General features: G+C 68.6%; 21 protein-coding genes. 9 read left to right on the top strand and 12 right to left on the bottom strand.

Annotation, left to right across the window (positions count from 1 at the left end):
- The 6 genes from LC039_RS08105 to LC039_RS08080 form a co-directional block, all read right to left on the bottom strand.
- Nucleotides 1-1,443 carry an ATPase, T2SS/T4P/T4SS family gene (locus tag LC039_RS08105; protein WP_226623062.1) on the bottom strand — a complete coding sequence of 481 codons (1,443 nt, stop codon included), beginning with the start codon at nucleotides 1,441-1,443 and terminating at the stop codon, nucleotides 1-3.
- A 12-nt stretch (nucleotides 1,444-1,455) separates the two neighbouring features.
- A complete protein-coding gene (locus LC039_RS08100) occupies nucleotides 1,456-2,706 on the bottom strand; it encodes an AAA family ATPase (protein WP_226623057.1) in 1,251 nt (416 codons plus the stop codon).
- A gap of 202 nt (nucleotides 2,707-2,908) precedes the next feature.
- Nucleotides 2,909-3,541 carry an OmpA family protein gene (locus tag LC039_RS08095; protein ID WP_226623055.1) on the bottom strand — a complete coding sequence of 211 codons (633 nt, stop codon included), beginning with the start codon at nucleotides 3,539-3,541 and terminating at the stop codon, nucleotides 2,909-2,911.
- Between the two features lie 37 nt (nucleotides 3,542-3,578).
- Nucleotides 3,579-4,997 (bottom strand): type II and III secretion system protein family protein, encoded by a 1,419-nt coding sequence (locus LC039_RS08090; RefSeq protein ID WP_226623054.1) that lies wholly within the window; start codon nucleotides 4,995-4,997, stop codon nucleotides 3,579-3,581.
- A 215-nt stretch (nucleotides 4,998-5,212) separates the two neighbouring features.
- Nucleotides 5,213-6,070 carry a Flp pilus assembly protein CpaB gene (cpaB, locus tag LC039_RS08085; RefSeq protein WP_226623052.1) on the bottom strand — a complete coding sequence of 286 codons (858 nt, stop codon included), beginning with the start codon at nucleotides 6,068-6,070 and terminating at the stop codon, nucleotides 5,213-5,215.
- 290 nt (nucleotides 6,071-6,360) lie between these two features.
- Nucleotides 6,361-6,558 (bottom strand): hypothetical protein, encoded by a 198-nt coding sequence (locus LC039_RS08080; protein ID WP_226623051.1) that lies wholly within the window; start codon nucleotides 6,556-6,558, stop codon nucleotides 6,361-6,363.
- A gap of 568 nt (nucleotides 6,559-7,126) precedes the next feature.
- Between LC039_RS08080 and LC039_RS08075 the strand changes: the two genes are divergently transcribed.
- From LC039_RS08075 to LC039_RS08055, 5 genes are all read left to right on the top strand, one after another.
- On the top strand, nucleotides 7,127-7,930 hold the full coding sequence (locus tag LC039_RS08075; protein ID WP_226623049.1) for a lytic transglycosylase domain-containing protein: 804 nt from the start codon (nucleotides 7,127-7,129) through the stop codon (nucleotides 7,928-7,930).
- A gap of 99 nt (nucleotides 7,931-8,029) precedes the next feature.
- Complete coding sequence (gene hrpB / locus LC039_RS08070; RefSeq protein WP_226623048.1) at nucleotides 8,030-10,471, top strand: ATP-dependent helicase HrpB; 2,442 nt, start codon at nucleotides 8,030-8,032, stop codon at nucleotides 10,469-10,471.
- Nucleotides 10,472-10,739: 268 nt separating this feature from the next.
- On the top strand, nucleotides 10,740-11,735 hold the full coding sequence (meaB, locus tag LC039_RS08065; protein ID WP_226623046.1) for a methylmalonyl Co-A mutase-associated GTPase MeaB: 996 nt from the start codon (nucleotides 10,740-10,742) through the stop codon (nucleotides 11,733-11,735).
- Nucleotides 11,736-11,852: 117 nt separating this feature from the next.
- Nucleotides 11,853-12,143, top strand: a complete 291-nt coding sequence (gene rpmB, locus LC039_RS08060) for a 50S ribosomal protein L28 (RefSeq protein WP_092429714.1) — start codon at nucleotides 11,853-11,855, stop codon at nucleotides 12,141-12,143.
- A gap of 202 nt (nucleotides 12,144-12,345) precedes the next feature.
- Nucleotides 12,346-12,777, top strand: a complete 432-nt coding sequence (locus LC039_RS08055) for a copper chaperone PCu(A)C (RefSeq protein WP_226623040.1) — start codon at nucleotides 12,346-12,348, stop codon at nucleotides 12,775-12,777.
- A 2-nt stretch (nucleotides 12,778-12,779) separates the two neighbouring features.
- Here LC039_RS08055 and LC039_RS08050 read toward each other — a convergent pair whose 3' ends face one another.
- Nucleotides 12,780-13,490, bottom strand: coding sequence for an NAD-dependent deacylase (locus LC039_RS08050; protein WP_226623039.1), 711 nt, complete (start codon nucleotides 13,488-13,490; stop codon nucleotides 12,780-12,782).
- A gap of 130 nt (nucleotides 13,491-13,620) precedes the next feature.
- Here LC039_RS08050 and LC039_RS08045 point away from each other — a divergent pair, with 130 nt between their 5' ends.
- From LC039_RS08045 to LC039_RS08035, 3 genes are all read left to right on the top strand, one after another.
- A complete protein-coding gene (locus tag LC039_RS08045) occupies nucleotides 13,621-14,076 on the top strand; it encodes a low molecular weight protein-tyrosine-phosphatase (protein ID WP_226623037.1) in 456 nt (151 codons plus the stop codon).
- Nucleotides 14,077-14,207: 131 nt separating this feature from the next.
- The gene (locus LC039_RS08040) at nucleotides 14,208-14,729 is read left to right on the top strand and encodes an acyloxyacyl hydrolase (protein ID WP_226623035.1); all 522 of its coding nucleotides are present in this window, start codon (nucleotides 14,208-14,210) and stop codon (nucleotides 14,727-14,729) included.
- Nucleotides 14,730-14,896: 167 nt separating this feature from the next.
- On the top strand, nucleotides 14,897-15,511 hold the full coding sequence (locus tag LC039_RS08035; RefSeq protein ID WP_226623034.1) for a hypothetical protein: 615 nt from the start codon (nucleotides 14,897-14,899) through the stop codon (nucleotides 15,509-15,511).
- Nucleotides 15,512-15,621: 110 nt separating this feature from the next.
- On the opposite strand, the gene ileS is transcribed toward LC039_RS08035, so the two are convergent.
- The 5 genes from ileS to LC039_RS08010 all read right to left on the bottom strand — a co-directional run bounded on the left by ileS (nucleotide 15,622) and on the right by LC039_RS08010 (nucleotide 23,284).
- Nucleotides 15,622-18,606 carry an isoleucine--tRNA ligase gene (ileS, locus tag LC039_RS08030; RefSeq protein ID WP_226623032.1) on the bottom strand — a complete coding sequence of 995 codons (2,985 nt, stop codon included), beginning with the start codon at nucleotides 18,604-18,606 and terminating at the stop codon, nucleotides 15,622-15,624.
- A 925-nt stretch (nucleotides 18,607-19,531) separates the two neighbouring features.
- Nucleotides 19,532-20,230: a VIT1/CCC1 transporter family protein gene (locus tag LC039_RS08025; protein WP_226623030.1), complete on the bottom strand. Its 699-nt coding sequence runs from the start codon at nucleotides 20,228-20,230 to the stop codon at nucleotides 19,532-19,534.
- 116 nt (nucleotides 20,231-20,346) lie between these two features.
- Nucleotides 20,347-21,381, bottom strand: a complete 1,035-nt coding sequence (locus tag LC039_RS08020; protein WP_226623028.1) for a YcjF family protein — start codon at nucleotides 21,379-21,381, stop codon at nucleotides 20,347-20,349.
- Nucleotides 21,378-21,860: a GNAT family N-acetyltransferase gene (locus LC039_RS08015; RefSeq protein WP_226623027.1), complete on the bottom strand. Its 483-nt coding sequence runs from the start codon at nucleotides 21,858-21,860 to the stop codon at nucleotides 21,378-21,380. Before LC039_RS08015 ends, LC039_RS08020 begins: the two co-directional genes overlap by 4 nt.
- On the bottom strand, nucleotides 21,857-23,284 hold the full coding sequence (locus LC039_RS08010; protein ID WP_226623025.1) for a YcjX family protein: 1,428 nt from the start codon (nucleotides 23,282-23,284) through the stop codon (nucleotides 21,857-21,859). Before LC039_RS08010 ends, LC039_RS08015 begins: the two co-directional genes overlap by 4 nt.
- 211 nt (nucleotides 23,285-23,495) lie before the next feature.
- Between LC039_RS08010 and truA the strand changes: the two genes are divergently transcribed.
- Nucleotides 23,496-24,266: a tRNA pseudouridine(38-40) synthase TruA gene (truA, locus tag LC039_RS08005; protein WP_226623024.1), complete on the top strand. Its 771-nt coding sequence runs from the start codon at nucleotides 23,496-23,498 to the stop codon at nucleotides 24,264-24,266.
- The last annotated feature ends 89 nt before the right edge of the window (nucleotides 24,267-24,355 follow it).

Raw genomic sequence — 24,355 nt, 5'->3', positions numbered from 1 at the left:
TTACTCCGGCCGGAAGGGTTCGTAGATCGAGGGCGGCACATCGTAGCCCCACATGCGGAAGCGCTCGGAGTAGTGGCTGCGCACGCCGGTGGCGGTGAAATGGCCGATGATCTTGTTGTCGGGGGTGAGGCCGACGCGCTGATAGCGGAAGACCTCCTGCATCGAGATCACGTCGCCTTCCATGCCGGTGATCTCGGTGATCGAGGTCATTCGGCGCGAGCCGTCCTGCAGGCGGCTGGCCTGCACGAGCACGTTCACGGCCGAGGAAATCTGGCTGCGCATCGCTTTCAGCGGCATCTCGACACCGGCCATGGCGATCATGTTCTCGAGACGGGAGATGCCGTCGCGCGGGTTGTTGGCGTGGATCGTGGTCATCGAGCCGTCGTGGCCGGTGTTCATCGCCTGCAGCATATCGATGACCTCCTCGCCGCGGGTCTCGCCGACGATGATGCGGTCGGGGCGCATCCGCAGCGCGTTCTTCAGACAGTCGCGCGGGGTGACAGCGCCCTTGCCCTCGACGTTCGGCGGGCGGCTTTCCATGCGACCCACGTGGGTCTGCTGCAGCTGCAGTTCCGCGGTGTCCTCGATGGTCAGGATGCGCTCGGCATCGTCGATGAAGGACGACAGGGCGTTGAGCGTGGTGGTCTTGCCCGAGCCGGTGCCGCCGGAGACGATGATGTTGAGGCGGGTGGCGACGGCGGCCTGAAGGTAGACGGCCATCTCCTCGGTGAAGGCGCCGAACTGCACCAGGTCGTCGATGCCCAGCTTGTCCTTCTTGAATTTCCGGATCGACACCAGCGAGCCGTCGACGGCGATCGGCGGCACCATGGCGTTGAAGCGCGAACCGTCGGCGAGACGGGCGTCGACATAGGGATTGGATTCATCGACGCGGCGGCCCACGGCCGACACGATCTTGTCGATGATCCGCATCAGGTGGCGCTCGTCCTTGAAGGTCACGTCGGAGAGCTGCAGCTTGCCGCTGCGTTCGACGAAGATCTGGTGCGGGCCGTTGACCAGGATGTCCGAGACGGTGTCATCCTTGAGCAGCGCCTCGAGCGGGCCGAGCCCTTTGACCTCGTCGTAGAGTTCCTGGTTCAGCGTGCTGCGCTCGTCGCGGTTCAGCACGATGCCCTTGTCCTGCAGCGTCTCGGTGGCGATCGCGGCGATTTCATCGCGCAGCTCCGCCTCGCTGGCCTGGTCGATGGCGGCAAGGTTGAGGTTGTCGAGCAGGGCGCGGTGCAGTTCGAGCTTCAGCTCGCCCATGCGCTCCTTGCGCTTCTTCTCACGATCCTGCGGCGCGGCCTCGGCGGCGCGCTTGGGCGTGGGTTTCCGCGTTGCCTGCGGGCGCGACACGGTGTCGACCGGCACCATCTGCGGCTTCGGGGTCTCGACCGGGGCAGGGGTGTCCGGCTTGGCGGAGGGTTTCTTGTAACGCGAGAACATTGCGGGCTCCTATCACGCGGCTTCCGCATCCGACTGGCCGATGGCGTAAAGCTCGCCGGCCAGCTTGGCGATTTCCTTGCGCAGCGGGTTCTTGCCCGCCTGCTTGGCCAGCGGCAGGCCATTGTCGCCGCCCATCTGAACCTGCCGTCCGCCGTCGGGCAGGTGCAGGCCGATCTCGATGCCGAGACCCTCGGCCATGCGCTTGGCGCGGGTCTTGCCCTGCAGATCGGTGAACTTCGGCGCGCGGTTCAGCGCGAAGCGCAGCTTTTCGAAGGGCAGGTCCTCGGATTGCAGCGCGCGCTTCAGGCGCAGGGCATTCTGCGCAGAGCGCATGTCGAGCTCGATCAGCGCGAAGTAGACCTGCGCGTCGGACAGCACCGTCTCGGTCCAATGGGTGATCGTCGTGGGCATGTCGACCACGACGAAGTCAAAATGCTCGCGCGCGGTGTCGAGCAGCGTCTTCACCTCTTCGGCCGAGAGCATGTCGAGCGGCAGCAGGTCCGGCGGGGCGGTGAGCACGCTGAGCGTGTCGTCGTAGCGCTGCAGGGCCTGGCCGAAGCTGTCGCCGTCCATGTTGGGGATATCGCTCAGCAGCTCGAAGACCGCGTCGCGTCGCGGCAGGTCGAGGTAAGTGGCGATGGTGCCGAACTGCAGGCCGAGGTCGATCAGGCAGACCCGCGGGGCGCTGTCCTTGCGCACCGTCGCCAGTTCCCAGGCGAGATTCATCGCGAAGGTCGTGGCACCGCAGCCGCCGCAGAGGCCCTGGGCGGCGATCAGGACGCCGTCGCCGCCGCCCTTGAGCTTCACCGGCGCCTCCGGCTCTGCGGGGATGGCCGCGAGGCGCGCGGCCTCGGCGCGGGCGCGCAGCCGCGTCACCGCCGATTCCAGCTCGCCCTCGGGCAGCGGGTAGGGGGCGAACTCGTCGGCGCCGCCGCGCAGCAGCTTGTGGAGCGAGGCCGGGGTCACGTCCTCGGCGATCAGCACCACCTTGATGTCGCGTGCGGTGGCGGCGGCGATGACCTGGCCGAGCAGCGGAAGGTTATCCTCGTCTTCGCTGTCGATGGCGAGGGCGATGAATTCCAGCGAGGCCGCGTCGGGCTGACCGAGGAAGGTCACCGCATCCTCGAAGCCGAGGTCCCCCCAGGCCTCGCCGAGCAGCTCTTCCATGTCCTCGATGAGCAGGTCGAAGGTCTGCACGTCGCGGCTGACGGTGCAGGCCAGGATCGGGGCAGGGGCGGGCTGCTGCTCGGGAATGGTGGTCATTGTTCTTGTCCTTTGCCTCTCGCGGGGGCGGTGGCAGGGACGCGCATCACGACAACACACACCACGTCCGCCGCTCGTCCCCCCGACTCGAAGGTCGTGCCGGGAGCGACCCGCTGAAGCAGAAAATGTCGGTCAAGTGGGGCAACATTTTGTCCGAAAAATCGTAATTGTACGGTATTGTCGGACGATGACGGGGCGGCTGTTAGGAGCCGCCGCCGTCTTGCGAGAGTGATGTTCCGCTGAGCACAGTCGCGGGTTGAGCGCTGCGCACATACTCGCGATAGATCACCTCGGCATACTTTCCATCAAGCAGCGACGGGTGGTTCGCGACGAATCCCGAAACCTCGGTCACCGTGCGCCGGTTGCGGCGTTCGCGGCCCTCGGTGACGACGAGCGGCTGGGTCTCGCCGAAGGATACCACCGCCTCGAGGCGGCTGCGGGAAATCCCGAGCGTCGATAGGTAGCCGACCACGGCCTGGGCGCGGCGCAGGCCGAGCGCCTTGTTGTAGCTGCTGCTGCCCACGAGGTCGGTATGGCCGTAGACGCGGAAGCGCACTTCCGGAAACTGGCGGATCCAGTCGGCCTGGCGGCGCAGCACAGCCTGCGCCGAAGCGTCGAGCAGGCTGCTGTTGAAGGCGAAGTTGACCATGCTGGGCACTTCCGCCGCAAAGCGGGCCGAGAGGTCGTGCACGTAGCCTTGCTGACCGGTCATCACCAGCGTGTTGGTCATCGTGGCGTTGCCGAAGGCGCCGTCATCCACGCCCGAACCGCTTTCCTGCGCCGAGCAGGCGGCGAGCAGGGCAAGGCCCGCGGCTGCGCCCGTGGCGCGGATCATGGAAAGGCCGGTGTTTTGCTTGCGTGCCTGCATCGGGTCAATCCATCACATAGCCGTAGGAGCCGTTGAAATCCTGCTTGGCGACCTCGCCGGCCGCGCCCTTCACCGGGCGGCTGCCCTCGGCGGCGGTGCGGCCATAGAGGAACAGGTCGCGCTCGGAGGGCGGCTTCACCCGGTCGGTCGGCAGGGCAAGCGCCTGGCCGCGGGTCGGGGTCACCAGGTGCGGTGTCACGATGATCACCAGTTCGGATTGCTGGCGGCTGTACTCGGCGCTGCGGAACAGCGCGCCGAGTACCGGCACGTCGCCCAGCCAGGGCACCTGACCGTTCAGGTCGGTGAAATCGTCCTGCAGCAGGCCGGCGATGGCAAAGCTCTCGCCGTCGCGCATTTCGACGGTGGTCGAGGTTTCGCGGCGGCGGAAGGCATCGACGCGGATCTGGTCGGTGTCGACACCGTTGGTGGTGTCGATCGAGGAGACCGCGGCCTGCAGCTCGAGGTTGATCAGGTCGCCGTCGACAACCCGCGGGATGAAGTTCAGCTCGACGCCGAACGGTTTGAAGTCGACTGAGATCGTGCCTTCGTCCTGCGCGACAGGGACGGGGTATTCGCCGCCCGCGAGGAACTTCGCCTCCTGCCCGGAAAGGGCGGTCAGGTTGGGTTCGGCCAGCGTGCGGACCACGCCCTTGGATTCGAGCGCCTCGAGCAGGATGCCCACCTCGAGCCCGCCGGCGTTGAAGCCGAAGACCGCGGCACCCTCGGTGCCATCGGCGACGTCCACCGCCGAGCCGAGGGCGTTGTCGCCGTCGATCCAGGTGCCGGTTTCGGAGCTCAGCCCCAGGTCGCCGCCAAGCAGGTCGCCGCTGAGCGACAGCGAGCTGCGCAGGGTCTTGGCGACCGAGCGCTGCATCTCGGCAAAGCGCACCTTGAGCATGACCTGCTGCACGCCGGCGACCGACATCAGGTTCGACACCCGCTCGGGTGCATAGCGCTGTGCAAGGTCCAGCGCACGGTCGAGCTTCTGGGTGCTGGAGACGGTGCCGGACAGCACGATGCCGTCATTGGCGGTGCGCACCTCGATGTTCTCGCCCGGAAGGATCTGCCGCAGGCGTTCCTTGAACTCGGTGACATCCGCCGCGACGCGCACGTCGACATTGGTGATCAGCCGGCCGTTCTCGTCGAGAATTGTCAGCGTCGTCGTGCCGGGCGTCTTGCCGAGGACGTAGATGGTCCGGTCCGACAGCGACGAGATGTCGGCGATCGCGGGGTTGGCGATGGAGAGCTCCGCGAAGGGCGAGTCGCTTTCGACCACCACGGCGCGGTTCATCGGCACGTTCAGCGTGCTTTCCGTGCCGGTCCGCACGACCCGCAGATTGTCGGCCTGCGCGCTCGGGGGGAGGGCAGTCACGCTCAGCGCCAGCCCCAGAAGGGCCGCCTTGAGGAAATTGTCAGCTTTCATGTGACCTGCCTTTCGATCACGCCTCGGGAGCGGGTCGTGGCGCCCGCCTTTGCGAGCAGTCTGCGCGGAAACCTGTTTCCATGCAAGAATCAATGACTTCGCGGTGTCGCCTGTTGTGGATCCAGCGCAACAACGCTGCAGGATGATGCAACAGGAAACGGGGCGCCAAGCTGGCGCCCCGTTTCCTGTCGTCTGTGCAAGCTGTTGATTCCGGGTCAGTTCGTGCAGGGGATCGGAATCTCGGCCACTTCGCCGCCGCGCCGCACGCGGGTGGTGCAGGTCTGGGCGATCGCGGTTTTCTTCTGCTCCTCGGGAAGCTCGAGCCCGAGCATCACGCGCTGGTCGACCTCGATGACATCGGCGACGGTCTGGTCGTTGGCGTTCATCAGCGACAGCGACAGTCGGCCGGTACTCTGCGCCTGCGCCAGCGAGGCGATCTCCTGCGGGCTGGCGGCCACGGTGACCGAGCGGGCGATGTTCACGTCGGAATCTTCCATGTCGGAGGTCTGGTCGATGGCGATCAGCCGGACGCCGGCCTGGATCAGCTTGGTGAACTCGCCACGGGCGCGGGAGCCATCCTCGGTCGGCATGCGCCCGGTCCAGTAGACATCGACCCGGTCGCCGGGGCGCAGGAAGCCGGACACGCCGGTGTGCACGTCGACCTTGATGGCAAAGGCGCGCTGACCCTTCTCGAGTCGCGAGGTCAGCCCGGCATCGCCGCCGGGCTCGCTGACCTTGGTCGGCACCACGGCTTCGAACTTCTCGAGCGGGCGCATCGCGACGCGGGGCAGGTCACCCTCCTTGAAGAGGTCGGCATCGGCGGCAAAGGCGTCCTGCGGCAGGATTTCCACCGGCCAGGGCGCGAGCCGGACGTCCTCGGGGGTGATGATCTGGCCGTGCGCGATGGCGCGGGTGGTGACGTAGATCTGCTTCGTGGGCACGGCGTCCACGGTTTTCTTGCGCTCTTCCTGCAGCGCCGTCTGATAGGCGCCGATGTAGTTCTGGGCCAAGTAGACGGCGAAGCCGGCCAGGCCGAGCCCCGCGATCAGAACCAGTCCGAATACCAGTCGCATGTCTGTCCCTCTCGAATGGGGGCCGGGCCGGCCCGTCGCATTTCCCGTGCGCCGGTTTCCCTCGCGCGTCCAATGACGATGCTACGCCCGGATTGTGGTGAAAGATGGCCGGTTCTGGGCCTTCATGGCGGCGGATTGAGGTCTCGTGAGTGACGTAATTGCGCCAGGCAGGAGGCCTAGCGTGCACGCTGCCGTGATACCATCCGCCAAGGAAAATGCCGCCGCTGGACCTTGGTCCGGCGGCGGCATCGCTGGCCGTGGAGACCCGTTCGTTGTCGGGCGTCCGGCTATTACTCTTCGGTGGGGAACGTGCCGCTGGCGGCAGAGGACAGGCTGGTGCCGACGTTCTCGAGCGCGGTGGTCATGTTGCTGCTGATCAGCGAGTAGGCGCCGGCTGCCATGGCGACCACGGCGGCGGTCAGCACGACCCAGTCCACGGTGACTGCGCCATCTTCGTCGTTGCGGAAGGTTTTGATGAATTTCAGCATTGTGTCTCTCCGTAAATCCAGTTTGATCTCTCTCATCAACCGTTTCGGGGTGATCTGTCGGGCTCTCTCACAACCCTGTCCCTCGCGGCCTGACCTCAATAAGCCGTCGGAATGAGGCGGGACTTTGGCGGAATCGGATTGTTTTTGCAGTCCGTAAAGTTTTTTGGGACATTCCATTAAGTAGTTGATTATTATTGAAAAGTCTTCATTCGGCGGGCGCAATCTGGCAAAACCACGCCGGAAGTCGCTGTTCGGGCAGCATTTTTTGCGCGTTTCGCGGAGAATCTTGGTTGTCTGTTCAATCTGTGCGAGACTCGTTTCCAATCCACTGCGAGGTGCCCGGGCGGCGTTTCGCGCGGACATTAGGTCGCTGCGACCCGGGCGGAGATCCGGGCGATGGCAGCATCCGGTCCCCTGCCAGCAGGCGGGCCCGGGAAGAGGCAGATCAGAAGCCAGACCAAATGCCGGGCCAGGTGCCGGCCAAGGGTCCGGCGAGGCAAGCGAGGCAGCAGTGACCACAGGTGCGCTCCGACATCCCCTTCTTCGGGCCTCCGCGCTTGTCGCGGGAATGGTGCTCTTGGCGAGCCCGCTGCCGGCGCAGAGCCCGCCGCCCTTTCCCGAGTTCGAGCCCAAGCGTGTGACCCCTCCGAAACCGGGGACGAAGAAGCGCATCACGGTACAGATCGTCGCCCCGCCGCCGAAACCGCTGCCGCTGCCGCAGGCCGGTGCCGCAGACACGCCCGGATCTTCGGGGACGCCCGGGCGCGCCGAGGGGACAGGCAGCTACGACTGGTTCTGGCAGGCGGTCTCGCCGGAACTTTCGGCCTCCGGGCCGGGGCGGCTCGAGCCTGCGCTGCTCAGCCTCGGCAAGCCCCCGGTCGGCACCGGGGTGGGGGCGCCGCGGCTGCAGCACCTGCAGGACATCGCGTCTGGCTACGGTATCGAACTGCTCAAGGCGACGGTGGGCACCCGCGTCTCGCCGGCGCTGGCGCTGGCCGTGATGGCGGTGGAATCCGGCGGGCGCAGCGATGCGGTCAGCCGGGCAGGGGCGCAGGGCCTCATGCAACTGATGCCCGCGACCGCGGCCCGCTTCGGAGTCGCCAATGCGCTCGATCCGGTGCAGAACATCCGCGGCGGCGTGGCCTTCCTCGACTTTCTCATGGAGCGTTTCGACGGCGACCCGATCCTCGTGCTCGCGGGCTACAATGCCGGCGAAAACTCGATCCCGAAATATCAGGGCGTGCCGCCCTTTGCCGAGACCCGCGACTACGTGCCCAAGGTGCTCGCCGCCTTCACCGTCGCCAAGGGCCTGTGCCTGACCCCGCCGCAGCTCATCTCCGACGGCTGCGTCTTCCGCGTCGCCTCCAACTGAAGGCCGGCGCTTTCTTCTAGGCAGACGAACCCCGGCGAGGGCCGAGCCCCCAAGTCCCGCCCCTCGACGCCACGCCCGCGATCCCGCATAACCTCGCGCATGAAACTGCCCATCGACGCCGCCCTTCCCGAGCTCATTTCTGCCCTGCGCACGCGGGGCCGCGCCGTGCTGCAGGCGCCGCCGGGCGCGGGCAAGACCACCCGCGTGCCGCTCGCCATGCTCGAGGCGGGGCTGACGCCGGGCCGCATCGTCATGCTCGAGCCGCGCCGGCTCGCCGCCCGCGCCGCCGCCACGCGCATGGCCGAGACGCTGGGCGAGGCGCCGGGCGAGACCATCGGCTACCGCATTCGCGGCGAGAGCAAGACCTCCAAGGCGACCCGCATCGAGGTGGTGACCGAGGGCATTCTCACGCGCATGATCCAGTCCGATCCCGAGCTGTCGGACGTGGGCGCGGTGATCTTCGACGAATTCCACGAGCGCTCGCTCAATGCCGACCTCGGTCTCGCGCTCTGCCTCGAGATCGCCGGGGCCCTGCGCGACGACCTGCTCCTGCTCGCCATGTCCGCCACGCTCGACGCCGGGCCGGTGGGCGAGCTGATGCAGGCGCCGGTCGTCACCTCCGAGGGGCGCAGCTTCCCGGTGGAGTCGCGCTGGCTCGACTGCTCGGTGCCCAAGACCCAACGCTTCGAGCAGGCGATGGCCGATCTCATCGTGCAGGCCGTCTCCGAGACCGAGGGGGGGCTGCTGGCCTTCCTGCCGGGCGAGGGCGAGATTCGCCGCACCGAGGGGCTGCTGAAAGGACGCCTGCCGAAACACATCACCATTCGCCCGCTCTTCGGCGCCATGGAGTTCGGCGCGCAGCGCGCCGCGATCCGCCCCGAAACGCAGGGCCGCAAGCTGGTGCTGGCCACCTCCATCGCCGAGACCTCGCTGACCATCGAGGACATCCGCGTGGTGATCGACGGCGGCCGCGCCCGGCGCGCGCGCTTCGATCCCGGATCGGGCATGTCGCGGCTGGTGACGGAAAAGGTCACCCGCGCCGAGGCCACGCAGCGCGCCGGCCGCGGCGGTCGCGTCGCCGAGGGCATTGCCTACAAGCTCTGGACGAGGGGCGAGGAGGGCGCGCTTCAGGCCTTTCCGCCGGCCGAGATCGAGACGGCCGACCTTGCCGGCCTCGCGCTGGAACTGGCGCTCTGGGGCGCCACGCCCGAAGACCTGCCCTTCCTCACCGCGCCGCATCCGGGCGCCTTTGCCGAGGCGCAGGCCCTGCTGCAGATGCTCGGCGCGCTCGATGGCGAGGGGCGCATCACCGCCCATGGCAGGCAGCTCGCCCGGCTGCCGCTGCACCCGCGCCTGGCGCATATGCTCAGCCTCGCCGGCCCCGAGGCCGCGCCGCTCGCCGCGCTGCTGGCCGAGCGCGACCCGCTGCGCGGCGCGCCGTCCGACCTGAGCTACCGCCTCGAAGCCATCCGCGACCTGCGCCGCTTCACCGAGAGCCGCCCCTATGAGGTCACCCGCGCCGCGCTCGAGCGCATCAAGCAGGAGGCGAAACGTCTGTCGCGCGCCGCCGGACAGGGGCAGGGCGAGCGGCTGTCGCCCGCCGCGCAGGCGGCGCTTGCCTATCCCGACCGCATCGGGCTGCGCCGCAAGGGCGATGCGCCGCGCTACCAGCTCTCGGGCGGCAAGGGCGCGGTGATGGACGAGGCCGACCCGCTGGCGCAGACCCGGCTCATCGTGGTCACCGACACCGACGGCAACCCGCGCGAGGCGCGCATCCGCCAGGCCATTCCCATCGCCGAGTCGGAGCTGCGCGGGCTCTTCGCCGAGCAGATCGGCTGGCACGACGTCTGCGAATGGTCCAAGCGCGACCGCCGGGTGATCGCCCGGCGACAGGAGCGCTTCGGCGTGCTGGCACTGGATGACCGGCAATGGAAGGACGCCCCGGCCGAGGCTGTCGCGCTGGCAATGCTGGATGGCGTGAGGGACCTCGGGATTCCGCACTCGGACGCCGCCCGCCGCTTCTGCGCCCGGGTGGAGATCGGCCGCGCCGCGGGCCTCGACCTGCCGGACATGGGGTCCGAGGCGCTGGTTGCCGGGATCGAGGACTGGCTGCTGCCCTTCCTGGGCGGCGTGAAGAGTGCCGAGGACTGGAAGCGCTTCGACCTGCTTCCGGCGCTGCGCGCGCGGCTGGACTGGGGCCAGATGCAGGCACTCGACGCCAAGGTTCCGGGCAAGTTCACCACGCCGCTCGGGCGCGAGATTCCCATCGACTACTCCGGTGAGCACCCCGAGATCACCCTGCGCATCCAGGAGATGTTCGGCCAGCGCACGCACCCGATGGTCGGCAAGCTGCCGCTGCGGGTGACGCTGCTCTCGCCCGCCCGGCGCCCGGTGCAGACCACCATGGACCTGCCGGGCTTCTGGCAAGGCTCCTACGCCGACGTGCGAAAGGACATGAAGGCGCAATACCCGCGCCACCCCTGGCCGGAGGACCCGCGCGAGGCCGACCCCACGCTGCGCGCCAAGCCCCGCGGCACCTGAGCCCTTCTTCTGGGTCCAAATATCCCGGGGGAGAGGCGCGCAGCGCCTCGGGGGCAGAGCCCCTCCTGTTCTTTTGTCTGCGGTCCTTGGCCCGCGGCAGGCGGGGCGCTCCCTATGCCGGCGGCAGACACGGGCGCGGCGCCGAAAGGGGCTCCGCCCCCGCCGCCCGGGGCGGCTCCCCCGGGATATTTTTGCCTAGAAGAAAGACCCGGCGGGTGGACATTGCCGGCGCGGGCGGCGCAAATCGGGGCAAACGGAGCGAGGTGGCATGGATATCGAGGATCTGGCGGCGCGCATCGAGGCGGGCGAGCGGCGGGCGCTGGCGCGGGCGATCACGCTTGTGGAAAGCGGGCGGGCCGATCACCGGGCGCAGGCGACGGCCTTGCTTGATCGTTTGCGCGGCAGTGGCCGCCAGGGGCTGCGGATCGGGCTTTCGGGCACGCCGGGCGTGGGCAAGTCCACCTTCATCGAGACCTTCGGCATGATGCTGACCGCGCAGGGTCTCAAGGTGGCGGTGCTGGCGGTGGATCCCTCCTCGGCGCGTTCGGGCGGGTCGATCCTCGGCGACAAGACCCGGATGGAGCGGCTGTCGCGCGACCGCAATGCCTTCATCCGGCCCTCGCCGGCGCAGTCGCAGCTGGGCGGCGTGGCGCGGCGCACGCGCGAGGCCATCGGTCTGTGCGAGGCGGCGGGCTTCGACGTGATCCTGATCGAGACCGTGGGCGTCGGCCAGTCCGAGACCATGGTGGCCGACATGTCCGATCTCTTCCTGCTGCTGCTGGCCCCCGCCGGCGGCGACGAGTTGCAGGGGGTGAAACGCGGCATCATGGAGAGCGCCGACATCATCCTCGTCAACAAGGCCGACGGCGAGCTGAAGGGCGCCGCCACCCGCACCTGCGCCGATTACGCCGGGGCGCTGCGGCTCTTGCGCAAACGTCCGCAGGACCCCGAGGGCTTTCCCAAGGCGCTGACCGTCTCGGCGCTGGAGGAGTCGGGGTTGGCGCGGGCCTGGGAGGAGATGCAGGCGCTGGCGGATTGGCGGCGCGAGGCCGGGCAGTTCACCGCGCGGCGGGCCGAGCAGGCGCGCCACTGGTTCGAGGCCGAGGTGCGCGAGGGGCTGCTCGCGCGGCTGCGGCAGGAGCCCGTGCGCGGCGCCATGGAGGCGCTCGCACGGCAGGTCGAAGAGGGCGGGCTGAGCCCGGCCCGCGCGGCCGAGGAAATCCTGCACACCTATCTGCGGGGCTTTGCCGGCAAGGGCCCTTGACGTCGATGGGGCTTGGAGCTAGAGAAGCCCGACCAGATTCCGGGCGCTGTGAAAGCGGCGCCCTTTGATATTGGCGGAAGGCCCGCTTTCGCCCCGAGACATGAAGGAATGGACCCAATGTCGCGCGTATGCGAACTGACCGGCAAAGGCCCGATGACGGGCCACAACGTGAGCCACGCCAACAACAAGACCAAGCGTCGCTTTCTGCCGAACCTGAATGATGTGACCCTGCAGTCCGAGACCCTCGGCCGCGGCGTCAAACTGCGCATCTCGGCTTCGGCCCTGCGTTCGGTCGACCACCGTGGTGGCCTCGACAAGTTCCTCGCCAAGGCGAAGGACGTCGAACTCAGCGCCAATGCCCTGAAAGTGAAGAAAGAAATCGCGAAGGCACAGGCCGCTCAGGCCTGATCCTGCCCACAGAGATTTCCACAGCCCCGGAGCCCCGCGCTCCGGGGCTGTTTTCTTTTGCTTTCATTGCATTGACGCAGGTTTTCCGTGCTGCGGCGCGGCGGCTACACATGTATTGTCCACATGGGATGCCCTTGCGGTAGCCTTGTGGATGGTCCACGAATCCCCAAGCATTGCGCTCACTTGGGGAGGATAGCTGAGAATGCGCCTGAAGTTTCTTGCCGCGGCCGTACTGGCGCTGTCCACAGCGGGACCGGGGCTTGCAGATATTCTTGTAGAAGACGCCCACGTCTGGGCCGCGATGCCCGCCGCGAGCTCCGCCGCGGTCTACATGGTGCTGCGCAACGACGGCGCCGAGGATGACCGGCTGCTCGCCGCCAGCGCCGGAATCGCCGCGAAGACCATGCTGCATGGCAGCTCCGAGAGCGATGGCGGGGTGATGACCATGACCGGCCATGAGGGCGGCGTGGTGATTCCCTCCGGCGGCAGCCATGCCCTCGCCCGCGGCGGCGACCATGTGATGCTCATGGGTTTGTCGGAACCGCTCGAACAGGGCGCGACGCTCGATCTCCTGCTGACCTTCGAGCGGGCAGGGGAGATTCGCGTCGAGGTGCCGGTCGATCTGAGCCGCTGAGCCTAGCGCGCCAGGAGCTCTTCGACCCAGAGCGGAACGAGCCGGCTGGCCGGACCGACCCGGTGTTCGGCGAAGCTGTGCGAGGTGTCGCTGTCGCTGAGATTCAGCTCCACCGTATGCGCCCCGGCATAGGCCGCCTCCTGGACGAATCCCGCCGCCGGGTAGACTTGCCCCGAGGTGCCGATTGCGGCGAAGAGGTCGCAGCTCTCGAGGTGCTCGGCGATCTCGTCCATGAAGTAGGGCATCTCGCCGAACCAGACGATGTCGGGGCGGGTCGCCGGGCGGGCGCATTCCGGGCAGCCATCCGCGGGGCCCATGACCAGCGGCGCTTGCCACCGCGCGCCGCAGGCGGCGCAGAGCGCGCCGTCGAGCACGCCGTGCATGTGGATCGCCTCGGCCCCGGCCTTTTCATGCAGCCCGTCGACGTTCTGGGTGACGAGGATGACCTCGCCGGGGTGCTCCTTCTGCAGCCGCGCCAGCGCGGCATGGGCGGCATTGGGCGCGGCCTTTGCGGCCTGCGCGCGGCGGGCGTTGTAGAAATCGTGCACAAGCTGCGGGTTGCGGGCGAAGCCCTCGGGGGTGGCCACGTCCTCGATCCGGTGCTGGGCCCAGAGGCCGCCCTCGTCGCGGAAGGTGCCGAGCCCGCTTTCGGCGGAAATCCCGGCGCCGGTGAGGATGACGATCTTCTCTGCGGTGCTGCCCTGCGCTGCCATTGCTGCCCCTTGTCTGCCTTCGTGTCCGCCTGCGTGTCTGGCGGGATTGCCTATCCGATCCGCGGTGCTGCGCCGGCCGCTTTGTATCCCGGGCGCCTTCGCGCTATCACGGATCTGGAAGGAGACCCGCATGACCCACCGTATCCTCTTTGTCTGTCTGGGCAATATCTGCCGGTCGCCCTCGGCCGAGGGGGTGCTGCGCGCCATGGCCGAGGCGCGGGCGCTGCCGCTGGAGATCGACAGCGCCGGCACCGGCGACTGGCACGTGGGCGAGGCGCCCTATGGTCCGATGCAGCGGGCGGCGAAGGCACGGGGCTACGACCTGTCGGGGCTGCGGGCGCGACAGGTGACGCCGGAGGACTTTCATCACTTCGATTTGATCGTGGCGATGGACGGCTCGAACATGGCCAACCTCGAGGCGATCCGTCCCGCGGGCGGCAAGGCGCGGCTGGCGCTCTTCACCGATTACGCGCCGCAGACCGGCGCGACGGAGGTGCCGGACCCTTATTTCACGAGGGATTTCGACGGGGCGCTGGACCTTGTCGAGATCGCGGCCGAGGGGCTGCTGGGCCAGCTGTCACGCTGAGCGCGCTGTTGCGCGGCGGATGCGGCGCGCGCCCTGTCTGGGGCCCCGGGTGGACAGCGCCGTGTTCCTGCGCCATGCAAGCCCCGGTACAATAAGAGCGCGGCCTGTGTCGCGACGGACAGGAGGGCAGAATGGCCAACGGAACCTTTGCAGTGCTCATGCTGATCGGCGGCCTGACCGACATGGGGGTCAACCACTGCGGCACGTCGAACGGCTGTCTCGGCCCGAGCGAGACCCAGCCGCGCGCCGCCTTCTCGATGGGGCAATGGGTCGATCGCCAGGCGGACACCAAGGCCGAGGCTTACCTGCGCTACGATTTCGGCCGCATGTACGGCCCCTTCGGGACGGCGGTGGGCGTGTCGGTGAGCGAGGACGGCGAAAGCTGGATCGGCTACGGGGCGACCTACAAGATGAACCTCGGATACAGCCCGTTCTACGCGGAGCTGCACGCGATGCCGGGGCTCTACTTCGACAACGGTGGCTTCGATCTCGGCGGCCCGATCGAGTTCCGCTCGGGGATCGAGCTGGGCTACGAGACGGCGCGCGGCTGGCGCGTCGGCCTGAGCTACGATCACCGCTCCAACGCCGAGATCTACGGTGACAACCCCGGGGTTGAAACGGTGCAGCTTCGGGTCAGCATTCCGACCCGCTGACGCCCATGGCATGGCGGCGAAACTAGGGGCGTCCCGCAGGGGGCGCCTTTTGCTTTATGGGGCGGTGTCCGCCGGGTTCTGGGAACAGATGCGTGATAACGCATATAAGGTTTGGTCGCGGCCTGCCTTGGCTGTATCCATGGGGTGCACGCTATGGGAGAGAGCCGATGCAGTCCTTTGCAATGTTTTCATCGGTCCTGCGTCCGGCCCGCGCACTGTCCGTTGCTGCGGTGCTTCTGGGTGCCGGCAGCGCCGCGGCTCAGACGCACGGCCCCGGCATGGGCGGAGGTATGGGCGGCGGCATGATGCACGGCCACGGCGCCGACGGCACGGGCCATGACGAGGTCAATATGCCCGGCCTGCACGGGCGCAACGCCAGCCCTGAAGAGAGCGCCGAGCTGGCGACCATGTTCCGCAACTTCCGGACCTTTTCCCGCGAGGTGACCAACCTGCCGGACGGCATAAGGACCGTCACCCGCTCCTCGGACCCCGAGGTGATGGACGTGCTGATCGGCCATGTCACGGGGATGCTCGGGCGGGTCGAGGCGGGAGACGACCCGCAGGTCTTCATCCAGAGCCCGACGCTCGACATCTTCTTCGCCCGGCCCGAGGCGATCGACACGCAGATCGAGGTGGCCGAGTCCGGAATCATCGTCACCCAGACCTCGGAGGATCCGGAGATGGTCGCCGCGTTGCAGATCCATGCCGCCGAGGTCTCCGACATGGCGGCGCGCGGCATGCAGGCGGTCCACGAGATGATGATGCGCCGGGCGGGGAACTGAGCCGGCTGGCCCGTCACGCAAAAGGGCCGCGCGATCCGCGCAGCCCTTTCGTCTTTTCTTAGAGTCTCACCTCTCGTCCGTGCCGCCGCAGCGGCACGGAGCAGAGGGCCTTAGCCCAGTGCCTCGTCGCAGCGGGCGCAGGTGGATGCGTGGCTGTGGGTTCCGACGTCGGGCAGGATCTTCCAGCAGCGCTGGCACTTCTCACCCTCGGCCTTCTCGAAGACCACGCCGACGTTCGGCACATCGGCCATGCGGAAGGCCTCGGCCGGCGCCGGGTCGGCGGTCAGCGCGATGTCCGAGGTGATGCAGATGTCCTCGAAGGCCACCGATTTCAGCGCCTCCAACATCTCCGCATCCTCGACATGCACCACCGGGAAGGCCTCGAGCGAGGCGCCGATGACCTTCTCGGTGCGCTGGATTTCCAGCGCCGCGGTGACCGCGCGGCGGGCCTGGCGGACTTTGCCCCACTTCTCGGCCAGCGCGGCATCGCGCCACGCGGGCGGCGTGGCGGGGAAGTCCTGCAGGTGCACCGAGCTGTCCTCGCCCGGGAAGCGGTCGAGCCAGACGTCTTCCATGGTGAAGGGCAGCACCGGCGCGAGCCAGGTGGTCAGCCGGTGGAACAGCAGGTCCATGACCGTGCGCGCGGCCTTGCGACGGGGGGTGTCGCCGTCGCAGTAGAGCGCGTCCTTGCGGATGTCGAAGTAGAGGGCCGACAGATCCACGGTGCAGAAGGTGAAGACCTGCTGGAACACGTGCTGGAAGTCATAGGCGCGGTAGCCCTCGCGCACCACGTCATCCAGCTCGGCAAGGCGGTGCAGCACCCAGCGCTCCAGCTCGGGCATGTCGGCGGCTTCGACCCGGTCGCTCTCCTCGAAGTGGCCGAGCGCGCCGAGCATGAAGCGCATGGTGTTGCGCAGGCGGCGGTAGCCGTCGGCCACGCCCTTGAGGATCTCCGGCCCGATGCGCTGGTCGGCGGTGTAGTCGGTCTGGGCGACCCAGAGGCGCAGGATGTCGGCGCCGTACTGCTTGATCACCTCTTCGGGCACGATGGTGTTGCCGAGGGATTTGGACATCTTGTTGCCCTTCTCGTCCAGCGTGAAGCCATGGGTGACCACGTTGCGGTAGGGCGCGTGACCGGTGGTGCCGACCGACTGCAGCAGCGAGCTGTGGAACCAGCCGCGGTGCTGGTCGGTGCCCTCCATGTAGACGTCGGCGATGCCGTCCTTGGTGCCGTCGGCGCGGTCGCGCAGCACGAAGGCATGGGTCGAGCCGCTATCGAACCACACGTCGAGCACGTCGTAGACCTGCTCCCATTCATCGGCGTTGTAGCCCGCACCGAGGAAGCGCTCCTTCGCGCCTTCGGCGTACCAGCAGTCGGCGCCTTCGGTCTCGAAGGCGTCGCAAATGCGGGCGTTGACCTCGGGATCGCGCAGCAGGAAGCCCTCGTCGGTGGGCAGCGCGCCCTTCTTGGTGAAGCAGGTCAACGGCACGCCCCAGGCGCGCTGGCGCGAGAGCACCCAGTCCGGACGGGCTTCCATCATCGAGTAGAGACGGTTGCGGCCCGACTGCGGCGTCCATTTCACCTGATCGATGCAGGTGAGGGCGCGGTCGCGGATGGTCTTGCCGTTCGCGTCCTGCCCGTCGTTCACGTCGCGGTCGATGGCGGCGAACCACTGCGGCGTGTTGCGGAAGATCACCGGCGCCTTGGAGCGCCAGCTGTGCGGGTAGGAGTGGGTGACGCGGCCGCGCGCGATGATGCCGCCCGCCTCGACCAGCTTGGCGATCACGGCCCCGTTGGCCTTGCCTTCCTTGCCCTTGTGGTCAAAGACGGTCAGCCCGGCGAAGAACGGCACATGCGGCAGGAACTCGGACTCTTCGCCCACGTTGTGGGTCATCCGGTCGATCCAGTTGCGCTTGACGAAGCACTCATAGTCGTCGGCGCCGTGCGAAGGTGCGGTGTGCACGAAGCCGGTGCCCGCGTCGTCGGTCACGTGCTCGCCGTCGATCATCGGCACCTCGTAGTCCCAGAAGCCCTCGGCGCCGTCGAGGCCGGCGAAGGGGTGGGCGAGGGTGAGGCTCGACAGCTCGTCCGCCGAGACGCCGCGCTTGCGGGCGTACATCCCGGGCTCGAGGCGCGCGGATTTGAACACGTCGCCGGCCAGCTTGTCGGCCACGACGTAGAGATCGCCGACCGAGCACCAGCATTCCTCGGGCGTGCCGGTGACCTCGTAGAGGCCGTATTCGATGGCGGGATTGAAGGCGATGGCCTTGTTCGAGGGGATGGTCCAGGGGGTGGTGGTCCAGATTACCACGCGCGCCTTGTGCAGCCCCTCGGCCAGCAGCTCGGTGTCGGCGCCCGCGTAGTCGTCATCCTCGCCCTGCGGCAGTGCCACGTGGCCACCCGAGACGATCTCGAACGGCACCCAGATCGTGTGCGACTTGTGGTCGTGGTACTCGATCTCGGCTTCGGCCAGCGCGGTCTTCTCGACAGGCGACCACATGACCGGCTTCGAGCCCTGGTAGAGCGTGCCGTTCATCAGGAACTTCTGGAACTCTTCCGCGATCACCCGCTCGGCGTGAAACGCCATGGTGAGGTAGGGATCGTCCCAGTTGCCGGTGATGCCGAGGCGCTTGAACTCCTCGCGCTGGATGTCGACCCAGCCTTCGGCGAACTTGCGGCATTCCTGCCGGAAGTCGATGACCGGCACCTCGTCCTTGTTCTTGCCCTTCTTGCGGTACTGCTCTTCGATCTTCCACTCGATCGGCAGGCCGTGGCAGTCCCAGCCGGGCACGTAGCGCGCGTCATGCCCCATCATCTGGTGCGAGCGCACGATCATGTCCTTGATCGTCTTGTTCAGCGCGTGGCCGATGTGCAGGTGACCGTTGGCGTAGGGCGGGCCGTCGTGCAGCGTGAAGGGCGTGCGCGAGCCGTCCTCGGCCTTGTCGCGGAGGCGGTCGTAGACGCCGATCTTCGCCCACCGTTCCAGCCACTCGGGCTCGCGCTTGGGCAGGCCCGCGCGCATCGGGAAGTCGGTCTTCGGAAGGTTCAGCGTGTCCTTGTAGTCAGGCGTCTGGGTGGTGGTGTCGGCGCACATGTTCTGCGGTCCCGGAAGTTATGTCGGAGATGTCTGAGAAAGGTCGGCGCGGCGGTCCATACGCCTTGTCCCGGCGGCTCTATTGATCAGAGCGCCGGGCATGTAATTCGAATGATGATCGCATTGCGGGGCATCATGGGCGCCTTATAGGCATCCGACTCGCGATGGTCCAGTGGTTGCGCGCAGCCCGTTGACGCTGGGGAAATGCGCGGAAATCCACCTCGCGGCGCGGGGAAAACCGGCGCGGCGCCGCCGGTTCCCTCGCGCGGTGGCGAGGATGCGCCAACGCCGCCGCGGGCTCCGGCGGCACCGCGCCAGAATCCGCGCGCGCGCCGGATTTGCAGGATCTTTGCCGGTGGATCGGGTTTTGTACCGCAAATGCGGCGCCCCTCCCGACACTCAACTGGTACCCGGCGCGCATCCGAACCCGTGGAGGCGTTATGGCCTATCGTGACTCCGGGCTGCACCAAAACAGCCCTTACGGCTCGGACCTGCGGTCCGAGACTGCAATGAGCTTGGCGGACACGTGCCCAGCGGAAAGCGCCGGAACGCTCACCGGCGGCCTGCTGATCGCGGTCCTGATGATCCTCGGCCTGGTGGTCGGGGTCGGAACCCTGAGGGTTGGTGGGGCCAGTGAGTCCCCCGCCGCCCCGGGAAGCGGAGCCGGCGGCTCCGCATCGGGCTGGAGCGGAGGGACCGAAACCGCTGCGCCCGCTGTAGCGCCAGCCTATTAGGGCCGGCGTCCTGTTGTAGTCCTCGCCCTGAAGATCGGACCCGCTGCCACTCACGGATGGTCCGGGCGAGGGTTTCCTCCCGCCAAGCCCCTGGTATCGGGGCGTCTTCCGGCCAGCGCCGCGCGAAAACTCCTTATGTGGCGCTGGTCGGTTCCGTCTGGTCGGTTCCTTGCCTGTGGACCGCGCGGCGCCTAGAGCGCGAAGAGCCGTCCAACCGCAAAGGCCAGCCCCGCGGCCACCCCGCCAATGGCCATCGTCTCGAGTCCGGAGCGCCACCAAGGGGTCAGCGACCAGCGACTCTTGTAGGCGCCGATGGCGAAGAAGCTCGCCATGGTGAGCCCGGTGGCGGTGGCGAGGGCATTCTCCAGCGCCAGCACGAAAGGCAGCATCGGCACCAGCCCGGCGGCGAGGAAGGCGGCAAAGGTGGCCAGCGCGGCGCGCATCGGCTGCGGGTCGATCTCCGACAGCCCGTGATCGCCCGCCAGCAACTGGCGGCTCCAATGCGCCGGGTCCGAGGCGATCTGCGCCGCGGCGGCCTCGAGCACCTCTCCCGACAGCCCCTGCCGTGCCAGCTGCCTCCGCAGGTCGCGGCGTGCGGTCTCCGGCTCGGAGGCGATCCGCCGCCGCTCGAGCTGCTGCAGGCGGCGCAGATCGTCGAGCTCGGCCTTGGTGCCGGAGTAGTTGCCCGCCGCCATGGAGAAGCCGTCGGCCAGCACGTTGGCAAAGCCGAGGGCAAGGATGATGTAGGGCGACAGCTCCGCGCCCGCGACACCGGCGACAATGGCGAATGTGGTGACCGATCCGTCGATGGCGCCGTAGACGACGTCCCGCAGGCGGCCGTGGCCGTCGGGCTGGGGAAGATCGCTGGCATCATCGGGCTGGCGGGTCATCGGCTGGCTCCTGCTTGCGGCACGAGCCTGACCATGCCGCGCCAAGCGCGCCTTGTCCCTGATCAAATCGGCCCGGATCAAATCGGGCCGGATCAAATTGCCCGAAACGCGACGCCTCAGCCCTTGCCGGTCTCCTTGATCACGAAGCCCGCCAGCGCGGTGCGGATGATCTCGCGCACCGAGGGGCGCTTGCGGCGGGTGAAGGGCAGGGGGCGGCAGACCTCGATGGCCGCGACGCCGACCCGCGCCGTCAGCGCGCCGTTCACCAGCCCCTCGCCGAAGCGGCGCGAGAGCTTGCCGAGGATGCCGCCGCCGAGCACCGGCTCGAGCATGTCGTCGCCCACGGCCACCGCGCCGGTCGCGACGAGATGCGACATCACCGCCCGCGTCAGACGCCAGCTTCCGAGCGTGCCCGAGCGCCCGCCGTAGATCTCGGCGATGCGGCGGATCATCCGCAGGTTGGACGAGAGCGCCGCGATCACGTCGGCCAGCGCCAGCGGCACCAGCGCGGTCACCGTCGCCACCTGCCGCGCCGAAGCCTCGACCTCGCGCCGGGCGGCGGCATCCAGCGGCGCCAGCAGCTCGGTCTCGGCCAATCCGATCAGCCCCGAGGCGTCGAAAACCTCGGCGCCGCGCTCCTTCAGCCGCTCGCGGCCCCAGCGGGTGTCCTCGCGCCCGGCGTAGAGGCTCGAGAGCTGATCGACCACCTTGCGCGCGGCCTTGAGGTCCTCCGCGGCCAGCGCCGCATCGGCGGCCCGGTGCAGCGCGTCGACCTTGGCCAGCCGCGAGATGGCGGCGATTTCCTTGACCACGATGGCAAGCCCGACCAGCACCACCAGCGCCATCAGCACCGACACGGCAAGGCCGAGCAGCGGCACCGAGGCGATGAGATCGGTGGCGAAGCGCCAGGCGGCGATGGAGATCAGGGCGGAGATCAGCGTGCCGGCCAGCGCCCAGAACCAGCGCGCCAGCTTCGACGGGCGCCGGGCGGCCAGCGCCGCCGCGGTGGTCATCGCCTGACCTTGCGGATTCGGCAGGTTGGGTTCGGGCACCGGCGGCGCCTCGGAGGGGGTGAGGGCCGGCTGCGCCTCGTCGAGATCGAACAGGATCGGACCCTGCTTGCGCGGGCCGCCGGGGGGGAGATCGCTCATGCGCGGGCCTCCATGCTGCGGGGGGCGGTCCCGATGCCGGGGGCCTCCCAGACGTAGAGAAGATCGGGCAGGCCTTCCTCGTTGGCCGAGCCATCGCCGCGCTTTGTCACGGCAAAACCCGCGCGCTCGTAAAAGCGCTGGGCGCGGGTGTTGGCGACGAAGGTCCAGAGTTCGAGCCGGGGTGCGGCGCGCTGGGCGTCTTGCAGGAGCGCCCGGCCGATGCCGCGGCCCTGGGAGCCGGGGGCGACGAAGAGCGCATGTATGTAGGTGGCCTCGCGGGCGAGGAAGCCGAGCACTTCGCCTGCGCCACCCTCGGCCACGGTGACCCAGCCCCTTTCGATCATCGACCCGGCGTGGGCAATATCCTCGGCGCCGCTGTGCAGCAGGGGCTTCCAGGCATGGGCCTCGACGGCGCTTGTGATCATCGCGCCGAGGCTGCCGGCGTCGGTGGGGCGGGCGGGGCGCAACAGCGGGCTCACAGCCGGTCCCCCACGAGGAACTGCGCGGCGCGGTCGAGGCGGATGTGCGGCGGGCCCTCGCCGGGTTTCAGCGTCAGCGGCGCCGGCGCGAAGCGCATGATCTCGTAATCGGCGTCGAGCCATCCCTCCGCGCCCTCGCGGGCCGGAGTCAGCAGGTGCGACGGATCCTCGGGCAGCGCGCCGGGGTAGAAGGCCGCCTGCCGCCCGCGCGAGCCGTCGGGGTTCAGCAGCGTGCCGCGCACGCAGTCGAGCTCGCTGCCGTTGTGCGGCAGCGTCTGCTCGACCGTGGCGCGCAGCGCGGCGATCGACATGGCCGAGGTCTCGGCCCCGGCGAAGCGCGCCCGGTCGCGCGCCTCGCGGGTCAGCGCCTCCATGATCGCGGTGAGCCGCGCGTGCTGGCTGTGGTGCAGGTGGTCGGCCTTGGTCGCGGCAAAGAGGATTTTCTCTACCCGTCGCCCGCGCAGGAGCTGCGTCAGCCAGGCGTTGGAGCCGGGGCGGAAGGCCTTGAGGATGCCCGCCATCGTACGCCGCAGGTCGTCGAGCGCGGGCGGTCCGGCGTGGATCGCGCCGAGCGCGTCCACCAGCACGATCTGCCGGTCGATGCGCGAGAAGTGATCGCGGAAGAAGGGCTTCACGATCTGCGCCTTGTAGGCCTCGAAGCGCCGTTCCATCTCGCGCCAGAGGCCCCGGCGGGCGGGATTTTCCGGTTTCGGCATTGGCGCGAAGGTCAGCGCCGGGCTGCCGGCCTTCTCGCCGGGCAGCAAAAAGCGCCCGGGGGTGCAGTCGGAGAACCCCGCCTCGCGCGCCATGTGCAGCGCGCCGGTGAAGGCCTCGGCGAGCGCCTTGGCCTTGGGCTCTGAGAACTCCTCGTTGGGATCGACGCCGCCGAGCAGCGCCAGGAAGGGCTCAGAGCCGGGCCGCTGCGGCAGGCGCTTCAGCGTCTTCTCGGTCCAGCGCTCGAAGCTCTGGTCCAGCAGGCCGAGGTCGAGCAGCCACTCGCCGGGATAGTCGACGATGTCGAGATGCACCGTGCGCGGCCCCTGCAGCCCGGCCAGCATGCCGGTGGGGCGCACCTTGAGCGAGAGCCGCAGCTCCGAGACGGCGCGGGTGCTGTCGGGCCAGCGCGGCTCGCGCGCGGTGAGCGCGGCAAGATGGCTCTCGTAGTCGAAGCGGGCCACGGTGTCGTCGGGCTGCGGCTGCAGGTAGGCGGTGAGGATGCGCGATTCCGCCTCGGCGGCGAGCTGCGGCATCCGCCCGCGGTCGAGCAGGTTGGCGACCAGCGAGGTGATGAAGACGGTCTTGCCGGCGCGCGACAGCCCGGTCACACCGATGCGCACGACCGGCTCGAAGAAGGTTTCCGACAGCGTGTCGGTGACGTTGCCGACCCCGCGGGTGAGCGTGTCGGCGATGGTTCCGATGACCAAGGTGGCGCCCCTCGTTCTGCGTTTCCCTAGAGATAGAGGCGCAGGGCGCGGGTTGCCAGTGCTGCGGGCAAGCGTCGCGGAACGGGGGACAGGGCAGGGGCGCTGCCCCTCTTCGCCTGCGGCGCATTCACCCCGGGATATTTGGATCTAGACGAAGATGCGGCCTCTCTCGGGGATTGATGGGGGCGCGGCGCCGCGCTAAGGGGCGGGCATGCCCAGATACGCGCTTTTGGTGGAATATGACGGCGGGCCCTTCGCGGGCTGGCAGCGTCAGGCGGATCAACCCTCGGTGCAGGGGGCGATCGAGTCTGCGCTCGGCAAACTCGAGACGCGCGCGCACACCATCGCCGCCGCCGGGCGCACCGACGCGGGCGTGCACGCCCGCGGACAGGTGGCGCATTGCGACATGGAGAAGGTCTGGGACCCGTTCCGCCTCGGCGAGGCGCTGAACTTCCACCTCAAGCCCGCGCCGGTGGCGATCCGCGCCTGCGCCGCGGTGGGCGACGACTGGCACGCGCGCTTCTCGGCGATGGAGCGGCGGTATCTCTTCCGGGTGCTGGTGCGCCGCGCGCCTTCGACGCTGGAAAAGGGGCAGGTCTGGCGGGTGATGTCCCCTCTGTCGCTCGAGGCGATGCGCGAGGGCGCGGCGCATCTCATCGGCCTGCATGATTTCACCACCTTCCGCTCGACCATGTGCCAGGCCGCCTCGCCGGTGAAGACGCTGGACGAATGCCGCATCGAGCAGGTCGAGACCGGCGCGGGCACCGAGTACCATTTCCATCTGCGCGCCCGCAGCTTCCTGCACAACCAGGTGCGCTCGATCGTCGGCACGCTGGAGCGGGTCGGCGCGGGCAGCTGGGCGCCGGCCGAGGTGAAGACCGCGCTCGAGGCCGCTGACCGTGCCGATTGCGGGCCGGTCTGCCCGCCGGACGGGCTCTACCTGATGGGCGTCGGCTACCCGGACGACCCTTTTGCCGGCTGATCCGCGCAAGGTGCTTGATTTACGCCGGGAAACCCGGCAAGAGCCTGCGCATGACGCAAGCGATCCGAATCCGACGAGCCTGAGCTCCT

This window comes from Alloyangia pacifica (genome assembly GCF_020524285.1).
Classification (GTDB): domain Bacteria; phylum Pseudomonadota; class Alphaproteobacteria; order Rhodobacterales; family Rhodobacteraceae; genus Salipiger; species Salipiger pacificus_B.
The sequence above is the reverse complement of the archived record's forward strand: the minus strand, read 5'-3'. Positions and strand labels throughout refer to the sequence as shown.

Coding starts and splice junctions, on each gene's coding strand:
- LC039_RS08105 (WP_226623062.1), bottom strand. CDS start 1,443: ATGTTCTCGCGTTACAAGAAACCCTCCGCCAAGCCGGACACCCCTGCC.
- LC039_RS08100 (WP_226623057.1), bottom strand. CDS start 2,706: ATGACCACCATTCCCGAGCAGCAGCCCGCCCCTGCCCCGATCCTGGCC.
- LC039_RS08095 (WP_226623055.1), bottom strand. CDS start 3,541: ATGATCCGCGCCACGGGCGCAGCCGCGGGCCTTGCCCTGCTCGCCGCC.
- LC039_RS08090 (WP_226623054.1), bottom strand. CDS start 4,997: ATGAAAGCTGACAATTTCCTCAAGGCGGCCCTTCTGGGGCTGGCGCTG.
- cpaB (WP_226623052.1), bottom strand. CDS start 6,070: ATGCGACTGGTATTCGGACTGGTTCTGATCGCGGGGCTCGGCCTGGCC.
- LC039_RS08080 (WP_226623051.1), bottom strand. CDS start 6,558: ATGCTGAAATTCATCAAAACCTTCCGCAACGACGAAGATGGCGCAGTC.
- LC039_RS08075 (WP_226623049.1), top strand. CDS start 7,127: ATGGTGCTCTTGGCGAGCCCGCTGCCGGCGCAGAGCCCGCCGCCCTTT.
- hrpB (WP_226623048.1), top strand. CDS start 8,030: ATGAAACTGCCCATCGACGCCGCCCTTCCCGAGCTCATTTCTGCCCTG.
- meaB (WP_226623046.1), top strand. CDS start 10,740: ATGGATATCGAGGATCTGGCGGCGCGCATCGAGGCGGGCGAGCGGCGG.
- rpmB (WP_092429714.1), top strand. CDS start 11,853: ATGTCGCGCGTATGCGAACTGACCGGCAAAGGCCCGATGACGGGCCAC.
- LC039_RS08055 (WP_226623040.1), top strand. CDS start 12,346: ATGCGCCTGAAGTTTCTTGCCGCGGCCGTACTGGCGCTGTCCACAGCG.
- LC039_RS08050 (WP_226623039.1), bottom strand. CDS start 13,490: ATGGCAGCGCAGGGCAGCACCGCAGAGAAGATCGTCATCCTCACCGGC.
- LC039_RS08045 (WP_226623037.1), top strand. CDS start 13,621: ATGACCCACCGTATCCTCTTTGTCTGTCTGGGCAATATCTGCCGGTCG.
- LC039_RS08040 (WP_226623035.1), top strand. CDS start 14,208: ATGGCCAACGGAACCTTTGCAGTGCTCATGCTGATCGGCGGCCTGACC.
- LC039_RS08035 (WP_226623034.1), top strand. CDS start 14,897: ATGCAGTCCTTTGCAATGTTTTCATCGGTCCTGCGTCCGGCCCGCGCA.
- ileS (WP_226623032.1), bottom strand. CDS start 18,606: ATGTGCGCCGACACCACCACCCAGACGCCTGACTACAAGGACACGCTG.
- LC039_RS08025 (WP_226623030.1), bottom strand. CDS start 20,230: ATGACCCGCCAGCCCGATGATGCCAGCGATCTTCCCCAGCCCGACGGC.
- LC039_RS08020 (WP_226623028.1), bottom strand. CDS start 21,381: ATGAGCGATCTCCCCCCCGGCGGCCCGCGCAAGCAGGGTCCGATCCTG.
- truA (WP_226623024.1), top strand. CDS start 23,496: ATGCCCAGATACGCGCTTTTGGTGGAATATGACGGCGGGCCCTTCGCG.